The sequence below is a fragment of the Paenibacillus sp. FSL K6-1230 genome (assembly GCF_038002385.1).
Taxonomy (GTDB): domain Bacteria; phylum Bacillota; class Bacilli; order Paenibacillales; family Paenibacillaceae; genus Paenibacillus; species Paenibacillus massiliensis.
Genome location: NZ_JBBOCK010000002.1, coordinates 1 through 10,029, shown reverse-complemented (window position 1 = coordinate 10,029; position 10,029 = coordinate 1). Strand labels below are relative to the sequence as shown.

The following is a 10,029-nucleotide window of genomic DNA, read 5'->3' as shown; positions in this document are numbered from 1 at the left end:
AGAATCGTTCGTACCGCACGGTACGTGGCTCTTTGACTGTTGTAACCAAGCATTAGCCCCCATAATACACAAGTGATTATCACGGTATCGGGTTGAATTAATTTATCAACATTCTTACGATGTTTAATCGTGGCTGGTATACATTTTTTATATAGTTTAACGACAATTTCTAAAATTTGTTTAAAAACTGTATAGGTATCTGTATAATTATTTGTGTATTTAGGAGATTGCATATCATTCACTCATTTCTTGGTCGTTTTGAGTTCAATATATGCAATCTTTTTCTGCTTTTCCAGCATCTTTTAAAATTCTAAATCAACTAGCACCACAGGTGTGAATTATAAAAAAGTACATTTAAGAATTTGTTTAAAATCTTTTCAATAAAATTGTCACACCTGTCAATAAGCAACTCAATCTACGGTAATTTTCTAACCAAGCAAAGGTGCGTTCCACAATCCAGCGTTTTGGTAACACGACAAATTTGTGAAGTTCAGAGTGTTTGATGATTTCAACCAAACAATCAATTGCCTCTTTTATTGATGGTGCAAAAGGATATTTGTCACTTTGTCCAATGTTTCCCTATGCCTTTCGAATATTTGGATGGTATCCTCTCGGTCCGTTATATTAATAGTTGTTACTCTTATGGCATGAATGAGCTCATTGGTATCTACAGCGATATGTCTTTTGATTCCTGATACTTTCTTTCTGGCATCGTAGCCTTTTCATTAGCTGTCCATGTGTTTTTCACGCTTCTAGCGTGATTGCTAGTTCAAGTTGAATAAATTCTTCAAAAGTGAATTTGTTTTGGTTTTTATGTAATTTTTCAATATTTTTGATTTTTTCTAGTTTTTGTACACTTTGCTCGACAATCATCTCTAACATTTGGTTTGCAATCATTATAAATTCCTCCAGCAAATGTATTTGATTTATATAAAATGTTTCTGCATACTGGAGACATGCAAATAGGGGCTCAATCTTATCTGCACCGTGTTCTCTGTATCTTGTATGCAGGGAACATTTTTTATTTCTTTTCGTCTTTTAAAACTTTTAAATTTTCGAATTTGTGTTCTTTAAATAATTCCTCAGTGTTCAAAATATGAACAACCTATTCATAAAAACAATATTATTTTAAACAAGTTGTTCATCTATGTTCAGTCTAGGGTTGAACATAGTTTACTAGAAAACCCTTATAAATCAATGTTTTTGAGCTTGTACTCTCTATATATCTTAAAGGGCTTTCCCCAATACAAAGGGTCGAGTAGTATTGGGGAATTCGGCGGGAATTGGGATATCGCCAAGCCGAACAGACCAAAAACGAGGATATAGGTTGTACGACTTGGATTCATAAGTATACCTGCCGAATCGCTAGTTCTTCCAACCAAAGTATTGTTTTTTTGCAATATGTATTTGATGCATATGAAGGGGCTAGCCCCTCGCTTCGCTTCACCCCAACCTCACCTCACACCCAAAAACAAAGGAATTCCTTTTTGATTTTGTATAAAAATCCACAATTAACTAGTCTTACATGCTTACACCATCCTTTCTAGACAAGCATAAGATGTACTAATGAACGAAAGGGGGTAATATTATGGGTTTTGGTTTTGGTGGAGGTTGTGGTTGTAATGATCATAGAGAACTTCCTAGAAGAAAAGAGCAAATTGTTACTGAAAATAATGATAGTAATCCGGGGTTATTACAATTTTTAAGAACATTAGCTCCTGGAACTTGTCTTGTCATTCAATATGATTGTCAACCACCTACAAGCGCAACATTTCAAGGATTTCAAGGGAATAGTGTAATCATTCTTTCTGATTTTGATTGTTTTCCTGGTTTAGCACGTATTGCCATTAATAAAATCAATGTAGTTTCTATAAATTCACCAGATTGTAATCGATTCTGTTGTGAACGTCCAATATGTGATGAATAATTTTAAAATTAGAAAACAAATTCTTTTAATTTATAAATTGACTTTTGCAACAAAAAACACTTATTTTAATAAGTGTTTTTTGTTGCAAAAGAATCATAATAACAAACCGTTTAATCAATGCAAACATACAATAATGTGAGGGACAGCATCCAAACGTTCCAAACACCCATGCCAAGAAATAAAATTAAAAATTATTTCTTGGCCCCTTTTATATATAATAAAAAAATTTTATTTAAAATGTACAAGCTTCTTTTGACTCTAGTCATAACATGCTAGTAAGGATTAATAACTCCTTACCTTCACTAATTCCAACTCAAATTTACCCAGGACAAAAAAGCAAAACAAAGAATTTAAATTCTTTGTTTTGCTTTTTTTAAAACTAAAATGTACAAACCTAAATTTATACTCAACATAAGATAAAGAGATACAAAATTTATTAATAAGTTTTGTATCCTACCTATTCTATTTTCTTTTAAGGAATCTAAAAAAAGATTCCTATTTTTTTATATCAATAAACTAAATTATTAACAAAATGAACTATTTATTTCATTTTGTTAATAAAACCAATATTATTTCTTTATTCTATCAATATTTGGTTTGTATTACCAAACTTGTCTAATTGTTTAATGACTGAGGGTTCGATGAGTAATTGGAGTAACTCGCGACACGACTATTGGGAGAAGAAAGATAAAAGGTAAGAGTCCATGGTAAGCGGACTGGAATGGTGCAGCGGTTTGTGCTGATCCATGAAAGGAGTATTAAGGAATGGACTCGTGCAACTGATTTATCATCCTCTTGGCAGTTTCTCAAAACGATACGTTTTGGGGACGCCAACCGGCGAGGAAGCCCCTCAAGGATTGAGGGGTTGGGGAGTTGGATAAAGGGGGTCTGGGGAAGGTTTCCCCAGTGGGTTTGGGCAACGCCCAAGGTTTGGTTTTGGTCACGTAGTGACTCGGCATAGCCGACAAGGGCCTCGCAGAGCCCTATATATTTTTGATGCGTAGCGTCAAAATATGTATAGGGTTACGTTAATTGACTCCACTTCGTCGCTTTGCTAGACTCGTGGTATCAATCATTCTAGGGAAGTGGGTGTATGTTGTGTTGCGTTCTATCTCATTTAATCAATCTCACAAAAGTTCAATGAGTCATAACAATCGAGAAAATGTACATGGAAATCCTGGTATTGATCCAGCTCGATTAGACGACAATATGTATTTTGTTCAAAAGGATATTCGAAGTGTATACAAAGAGGTATTTCAAGAAGCAGTAGATACCTATAACAAGAAACAAAAACGGAATGACCGCAAGATTCAAGATTACTACGAGAAAATCAAGAAAAGTGAAAAAGTACATGAGCAACGAGAATTAGTTGTAGCGATTGGGGAAGGAAAAGATGACCCAATGTGTAGGAAAGAGAAAAAAGAAGCGTTACAGAGGTATGCTGAAGCATTTCAAGAGCGGAATCCAAACCTAGCGGTTTATAACATGGTTTTACATGATGATGAAGCGAATCCGCATCTGCATATCAATTATGTCCCACATTTTTCAAGTAGTCGTGGATTAACGAAGCGTGTCGGAATGGATAGAGCTTTGCAACAACAAGGCGTGGAAGGAAAAGGGATGGAACTGATTGCGAATTGGAGAGCGGTAGAAACGGCATATATCGAATCATTGGCGAAAGAATATATTCCTGATTTTGAACGAGCGAATGTAGGGTCTCATAAGTACATGAAAGTAAAACAATACAAAGAATATGCGGAAACAAAGTCCGTTGTAGAAAAACAGGTACAGGAAAAAGAAACCTATTTACAACGGGTAGACAAAGAAGTGAAACAGTCAGAGGGAAAAGTAGAAGAATTACAAACAGTTCAAGGACAGTTAGAACAGATTGTGAGAAAACAACAACAAGAACGGAAAGACCTACAAAAACAAGTAGGTGATACAAAAGAAGAGATTACGAAACTAGAAGAAACAAAGGAACAGGTACAAAACGATATACAAGGATTTCCTTTGTTTGATATGAGAAGGTTGCAAGCAGAAACAGAAAAAGTAGGATTGCTGAAAAAGAAAGAAGTAAAAACAGGAAACTATATTCTGACAAAAGAAGACGCTCAGACGCTCTCTAAGCGTCTTAGAGGTGTTTCTAGCATCAAGGAAGGGTTAAGGGCTATAGAAGAATCTAAGAGCTCTCTAGAGGACCGAGAAGCACGTTTAAATGAAAGGGAAGAGTTTATTAATCAAAAGGAGTTGGATATCAGCTATAAAGAATTAGAAGTGAATCAAAGGGAACGAAGTTTGATTGGGAAAGAAGCAGCTGTTGAGAATGGTCAAAAATGGTGGGAAGAAAAGCAAAGATTACAAGAACAAGTGAATCTATTAACCGTAGAAAATAGTCGTTTGAAACGAACGTTGAACAAAGTGAATGAAATGTACGAAGGATTAAAAATGAGTTTTGCGAATGTAGCGAAAGCAGTTGGGATGATGAAATATAGCAAGAAAGAATATGAACAACCGCTAAATGAACGTGGAAATAGATTGGTAGATGCGATTGCAAATTATACAAGTTATTGGCTTAGAAAAATGGGGAGTGATGATCTAGCGGAGAAAGTGGATAAGGAAATTGGATTGAGTAAAGGAATTGAACAATCTGTACAAGCTTTAGAACCGAAAAAAGAACGCGATAGAGGATTTGAACATGAAATGTAAGTACAAAGGATAAAGAAAGAATAAACCGCTTTAGGATTAACTTTAAAGCGGTTTATTCTACTTCGTTAATTGGAGATTTATTATTATTAAAATCTTGAAATCTAGCAAGTAAGTATTTTTCTTTAGTGTCTTTACCACGATGTATTAGACTTGGATGTATCATAATGGCTCCAGTCCTTCTCGTAATAATTTGAGCTTGTTCTAATGTTTTTAATGTTTCTACAACAGTTTTGATTGAGACTTGGCTTTTTTCTGATAATTCTCTTGTAGTGATAATTAATGTGTTTGTAGATTTATCCATATTCTCTAGTATGTATTTTACTACTTGCATTTTTTTATTACCTAAACTATCTATCAATTGAACGATTGCGGTTAAATACGTGATCATAAAGCCATTTCTTGGTGTTTTTTTTACAATATCATCAACTTCAAATATTTCACCTGTATCTAAATCTTGTAGCCTTCTTTTACCGTTATAAATTACATCATTTTCAGTTCTTTGTTTTGGCACTTTACCTATCCTCTCTAACTTAATTTTAAACAAAGTATAACAAATGTTGTAAAAAAAGTACAACAAAAGTTGTAAAAAAGTACAACAAAGGTTGTAAAAAAGTACAACAAAGAGTAAGCGCTTTCATAGCTATGTATCAAGCCTCATTCTACTTTTAAACTACTAATTACTCTTTTCTATATAATTAAGTGGCTTTTCACTATACAAGGGTCGAGTTGTATTTTTTGAGAAGATCACTCAAAAAATCTCCACTCTTTTTCCCTTGTATAGTGAAATTCGGCAGGTTTTTGTTTTTCGCCAAGCCGAACAGACCAAAAACGAGGAATTAGGTTGCTCGACTTGGATTAACAATTATACCTGCCGAACCGCCTGTTTTATCGTTCTATATATCTATCTTTTTCTTCATTTAGATACGTAAACCTTTGGGGGCTAGCCCCCAAACCCCCAGCCAGCACTCTCACCCAAAAACAAGGGGAAATCGTGATTTTATTGTGTGTATGTGGGAAAATATATATAATTTTAAAATATGAGGTATTTTAACATACAAAAAAGGACGTCTGTATCAACTCGCAGACGTCCTTTTTTGTATGTTAAATGGAGTGTTCTGTATAGTATATAAAAATCCTACAATTCTGTTTTATTTGTTGTTTTCTTTTTTTTATTTATGGAGTTTATATTATTTAAAATATAATCTATAAGAATAAGAAATACAGAAATAGCTAAGGGATAGAACTAGTAAATTGGTTAATGCTTTAGTCAAAAAAGGAATATTAGCAAAAGCTGAAAGTGGTATTGAAGGAAGTAACGCAAAATCTTATTCTTTGTTTGTAAATCCGCATCTTCATATCAACTATGTGCCCCATTTTTCAAGTCATCGAGGTTTAACGAAGCGTGTGGGAATCGATAGAGCTTTGCAAGAACAAGGCGTAAATGGGAAAAGGAATGGAACTTATTACAAATTATACAAGTTATTGGCTTCGAAAAATGGGAAGTGAGGATTTAGCGGAAAAAGTGGATAAAGAAATTGGATTGAGTAAAAGGATACAACAATCGGTACAAGCTTTAGAACCAAAAAAAGAACGGGATAGCCGCTTTGAACATGACATGTAAAATAGGGGTATTACCCCTATTTTATTATTTTAAGATGTTTTATTTCTTTTCTGACTTGTTCTAAATTTTTATCTCGTCCTCTAAAAGCAAAAGATGGATCTAAACGATATGTATTAGATGCGCCTACTTTTGGACCTTTTACTAAAATACCATGTTCAAATAGTTCTTTAATTGCTCTTGAGACATGTGGAGGATTCATATTCAATTCTTTAGCTATATCTTTTTGTCTAATTCTTAACCAATTTTCATAATCTAATTTTGCTAATAAAATCATATAGACACGTAATGTTTCACCTTTTAAATTAAGTTTGGCAACATGTGTTAATCCTTCTTGAAACATCATAACCCAGTCCCCCTTATAAACTTTTTTCTGTTTTGTTGGAGTTAATAAATACTGTTGAATTTCCCCTGTTTTTTCATCAGGTACTTCAATAAAAATATCTTTATCTAATGATGACATTTTTTAACCCTCCAATTATTTAATAATAGTTACCTATATCGGTATCTATTATACATACCAAATATGGTAAGAACAATACCAAATATGGTAACTATTTATATAAAAAAACCCTTAATATATAAGGGTTTTTTTATATGCTCTTTGTGTCTTTTATAATAAGGGCTAAAAATTCCGCAAGGAATAGGTAGTATTTTTGAGTAAAAATCACTCAAAAATCTCCACCTTTTTCGCTTCGCTACATCCTTGCAAAATTTTTTTCGGCAGGGATTTTTTTTTCGCCAAGCCGAACAGACCAAAAACGAGGATATAGGTTGCTCGACTTGGATTAGCAATTATACCCGCCGAACCGCCAGTTCTATCGTTCTAAGTTATATCTTTATTCTATATTCAGTTACGTAAAGTTCCAGGGGGCTAACCCCCAAACCCCCAGCCAACACTCCCACCCAAAAACAAGGAGATAATTTCTTATTTTCTTTATGAGATATTTTAGAAATTTTTATTACGAATGGACAAAAAAGTAGAATAAAAGAACGAAGAAATAAATCCAATCAATTGTTTATGTAATTGGGTTTATTTCTGTTGAAATTGTTTGGCTTTTAATTGATGTCTTTTTGCTTTTTTGTAGTCACCCAACTGTTCATAACAATGTGCCAGTTGTTGATGAGGAACCCATGTATAAAAAGCAGATTGATTCAACATCCAAGCATAACGAGGAGAAGGTTTTTGTTGGTAAGCTATGGTATACCAAAAGATAGCAGCTTCTATGTTTCCTTGTCGTAAGAAATGTTCACCCATCCGGCAACTAAAAGGAGGATAGGGTATATCTAAAGATAAGGCTTGTAACGTAATATCTTGTTCTTTTTCAATTTGATTGGTTAAACCATAACAGGTAGCTAATTGATGGTAAACAGCCATACGACTTTCTTGTGGTAATTCATCAAATGTCAAACACATTTGAAAATGTTGTTCCGCTACACGATATTCTTTATGAAATAAATTTTCTCTAGCATAATGAAAATGATCTTGCAAAGAAAAAGTATGTTCTTGCTGGATTGCCCGTTGGTATAATTCAATATTTCGATGTGGAGAAGTTTGCGTTGTTTTTGTATGTGTAATGGCAATGTCAGATGAAAAATGTGTATAGTTTTTTTTAAGTTGTAAATCTTCGTGAACAATGCCTTCCCATTGAAATCCTGCCTCACGTTTTACTAAACGAATGCGTTGTGTTTGTTCGATTCCTACCTTGGTTTGAATGTTGTATTTCATGCTAACAGCTTCGATTGTAGGATTAAGAGATTGTTTCAATTTTTGTAGTTTTTTTTGCTCCGAAGGTTGCAAAATATCATCTGCATCTAGCCACATAATATAATCTTTAGAAGCATACTGAAAAGAAGTATTGCGTGCTTGACTAAAATGAAACTTCCAAGGAATTTGGTAGACATGAGGTGTCCATTTTTTTGCAATTGGAATGGTTTGATCGGTAGATCCTGTATCGACAATAATAATTTCATCTACAATATTCGAGATTGATTGTAAACAAATAGGCAACGTATGTTCCTCATTTTTCACAATCATACATAAACTAATAGTAATCATAAAAGCAGTCCCTTCTGTTTCAAATCATATGCTTATATGTATGTAGATATGGTTTTTTTGTTCGAATATAAAAAATAAATGAGAAATGAACGAAATAAATAAAAAACTAAAATTTGTTATTTTATTTGCTGCAATTGCCCAAGGACTAGATCCAACAGCAACAGTAGCAATAACACCATTATTAACTCCATCAATAACTGAGACAGTATTAGGTCCATAATTTGCAACATAAATTCGATTTGTTACTTCATTTACTGTAATGGATCTAGGAGCAGATCCAACAGCAACAGTAGCAATAACACCATTATTAACTCCATCAATAACTGAGACAGTATCAGGTCCATAATTTGCAACATAAATTCGATTTGTTACTTCATTTATAGCAATTGCCCAAGGACTACTGCCAACAGTAATAGTTTGAATAACATGGTTTGGTGTACCAGCAATAACTGAAACAGTATCAGATCCTTGATTTGTAACATATACATTATTTACTACTGTTGGTTGATTAGAAGATTCAAATGTAATTGATACAAGAATTGCTAAATCTTGATATAATAGCGACCTAATTTCAAATGGTAGTACTAATTCATTTGTTAAAATGGATAGTGAAGCATAAATAGCTTGTAGTTGTCCTATAATTTGAGTTTGTGTAGGATTAGTATTTAATAATTCTGTAACTATTTGATTTAATGAATATATTAAATAATTCGAACCATCAGGGAAATTTTGCATTAATACAAAATATAAATCTGAAAGTATATTTGCTAATCTGTTTTTATTAGTGGTATTAGGAGCGTCTAAATAATTTGCAACTACTGTTGGCAATAAATCAAATAAATCTATTAAATATTGTTGTTGTTCAGGTGTAGTTGGGATATAAGGAACAGTTAATATAGAAATATCATCATAATTAGAATTAACTTGCATATTTTCACCTCAATTTTGTTTAGAGAATTTTTAAATTAAAAAGTATATGTTTTATATACAATACTATATGTATAAAGTATAAATAATGTGAATTACCTGTGGTGCTAGTTGATTTAGAAGCAATCTAAAAAGTACCTCAAAGTATTCCCAAACCGTTCTCTCGCTTTATCTAGCATGAGACAATAAACAAGTAAAATGCTTTCTAGTCTACTTTCAAATCCTAATGTAGAGCGACTTCTAAAATCTTGAATCCCTAATCTTTCTAAGGATGAAAAGACTGTTTCAATTTTTTTACGTCGTTTACTTAATAAAGTATCGTCGATTTTATCCGCATCTTTCATATTTTTACGTAATGGAGTGCTGACTGTGACGCCCTTTCGAGCTATTTTTTCTTGAATAGAACCGCTTATATAGCCCTTGTCACCAAGAATATGGGAGACGGGAGCTTCGTTAACTAGCGTTTCTAACAGTTGCACATCGTGGATTTTAGGTGAACTAACCACATAGGCTATTGGAAAACCAGATTCAGTAACTGCAGCGCTTATTTTAACTCCATAATAATAAATTTCTTTGGTAGAATTATAGCCAACCTCAGCAATTGAACTCAGAACTCTCGCCCGACGATTTCGTATTTCTTTACAAAAAGGACTTGGAAAACTATCAATAATTGCCGTCGTGACGTTTTTCGTTTTCTGTTTCACAAAAAAGAAACGGATGATTTTTATAGCATAGGTTAAATTCGCACAAAGACGAGTATATCGTGTTCTGCTTGGAAATTCAGTGAAGAAC

General features: G+C 33.3%; 8 protein-coding genes and 3 pseudogenes. 3 read left to right on the top strand and 8 right to left on the bottom strand.

Going from position 1 to position 10,029, the window contains the following annotated elements:
- The 3 genes and pseudogenes from MKX74_RS27950 to MKX74_RS27940 form a co-directional block, all read right to left on the bottom strand.
- Positions 1 to 233: pseudogene (locus MKX74_RS27950) on the bottom strand (IS982 family transposase); the annotation flags it as partial.
- 178 nt (positions 234 to 411) lie between these two features.
- A pseudogene (locus MKX74_RS27945) lies at positions 412 to 757 on the bottom strand (transposase); the annotation flags it as partial.
- Positions 745 to 897 carry a hypothetical protein gene (locus tag MKX74_RS27940; RefSeq protein ID WP_341180689.1) on the bottom strand — a complete coding sequence of 51 codons (153 nt, stop codon included), beginning with the start codon at positions 895 to 897 and terminating at the stop codon, positions 745 to 747. The pseudogene MKX74_RS27945 and the gene MKX74_RS27940, both read right to left, overlap by 13 nt.
- Before the next feature lie 691 nt (positions 898 to 1,588).
- Here MKX74_RS27940 and MKX74_RS27935 point away from each other — a divergent pair.
- Together MKX74_RS27935 and MKX74_RS27930 are read left to right on the top strand one after the other, a co-directional pair.
- A complete protein-coding gene (locus tag MKX74_RS27935) occupies positions 1,589 to 1,927 on the top strand; it encodes a hypothetical protein (protein WP_098709817.1) in 339 nt (112 codons plus the stop codon).
- A 1,098-nt stretch (positions 1,928 to 3,025) separates the two neighbouring features.
- The gene (locus MKX74_RS27930) at positions 3,026 to 4,633 is read left to right on the top strand and encodes a plasmid recombination protein (RefSeq protein ID WP_341180688.1); all 1,608 of its coding nucleotides are present in this window, start codon (positions 3,026 to 3,028) and stop codon (positions 4,631 to 4,633) included.
- A 52-nt stretch (positions 4,634 to 4,685) separates the two neighbouring features.
- On the opposite strand, the gene MKX74_RS27925 is transcribed toward MKX74_RS27930, so the two are convergent.
- The gene (locus MKX74_RS27925) at positions 4,686 to 5,144 is read right to left on the bottom strand and encodes a replication/maintenance protein RepL (protein ID WP_030030343.1); all 459 of its coding nucleotides are present in this window, start codon (positions 5,142 to 5,144) and stop codon (positions 4,686 to 4,688) included.
- Positions 5,145 to 5,974: 830 nt separating this feature from the next.
- Between MKX74_RS27925 and MKX74_RS28270 the strand changes: the two are divergent.
- Positions 5,975 to 6,107: pseudogene (locus MKX74_RS28270) on the top strand (plasmid recombination protein); the annotation flags it as partial.
- 163 nt (positions 6,108 to 6,270) lie between these two features.
- Here MKX74_RS28270 and MKX74_RS27910 read toward each other — a convergent pair.
- The 4 genes from MKX74_RS27910 to MKX74_RS27895 form a co-directional block, all read right to left on the bottom strand.
- Positions 6,271 to 6,714, bottom strand: coding sequence for a helix-turn-helix domain-containing protein (locus MKX74_RS27910; protein WP_341180687.1), 444 nt, complete (start codon positions 6,712 to 6,714; stop codon positions 6,271 to 6,273).
- A 570-nt stretch (positions 6,715 to 7,284) separates the two neighbouring features.
- On the bottom strand, positions 7,285 to 8,289 hold the full coding sequence (locus MKX74_RS27905) for a tetratricopeptide repeat-containing glycosyltransferase family 2 protein (protein ID WP_341180686.1): 1,005 nt from the start codon (positions 8,287 to 8,289) through the stop codon (positions 7,285 to 7,287).
- Positions 8,290 to 8,334: 45 nt separating this feature from the next.
- Positions 8,335 to 9,240, bottom strand: a complete 906-nt coding sequence (locus MKX74_RS27900) for a YncE family protein (RefSeq protein ID WP_341180685.1) — start codon at positions 9,238 to 9,240, stop codon at positions 8,335 to 8,337.
- A 113-nt stretch (positions 9,241 to 9,353) separates the two neighbouring features.
- Positions 9,354 to 10,029, bottom strand: a 676-nt coding sequence (locus MKX74_RS27895) for an IS982 family transposase (protein WP_341180684.1), incomplete at its 5' end; no start/stop codon positions are given.

What these genes read in the sequence shown, in the direction of transcription:
- MKX74_RS27910 (WP_341180687.1), bottom strand. Translation starts at nt 6,714, where the DNA reads ATGTCATCATTAGATAAAGATATTTTTATTGAAGTACCTGATGAAAAA.
- MKX74_RS27905 (WP_341180686.1), bottom strand. Translation starts at nt 8,289, where the DNA reads ATGATTGTGAAAAATGAGGAACATACGTTGCCTATTTGTTTACAATCA.
- MKX74_RS27935 (WP_098709817.1), top strand. Translation starts at nt 1,589, where the DNA reads ATGGGTTTTGGTTTTGGTGGAGGTTGTGGTTGTAATGATCATAGAGAA.
- MKX74_RS27900 (WP_341180685.1), bottom strand. Translation starts at nt 9,240, where the DNA reads ATGCAAGTTAATTCTAATTATGATGATATTTCTATATTAACTGTTCCT.
- MKX74_RS27940 (WP_341180689.1), bottom strand. Translation starts at nt 897, where the DNA reads ATGATTGCAAACCAAATGTTAGAGATGATTGTCGAGCAAAGTGTACAA.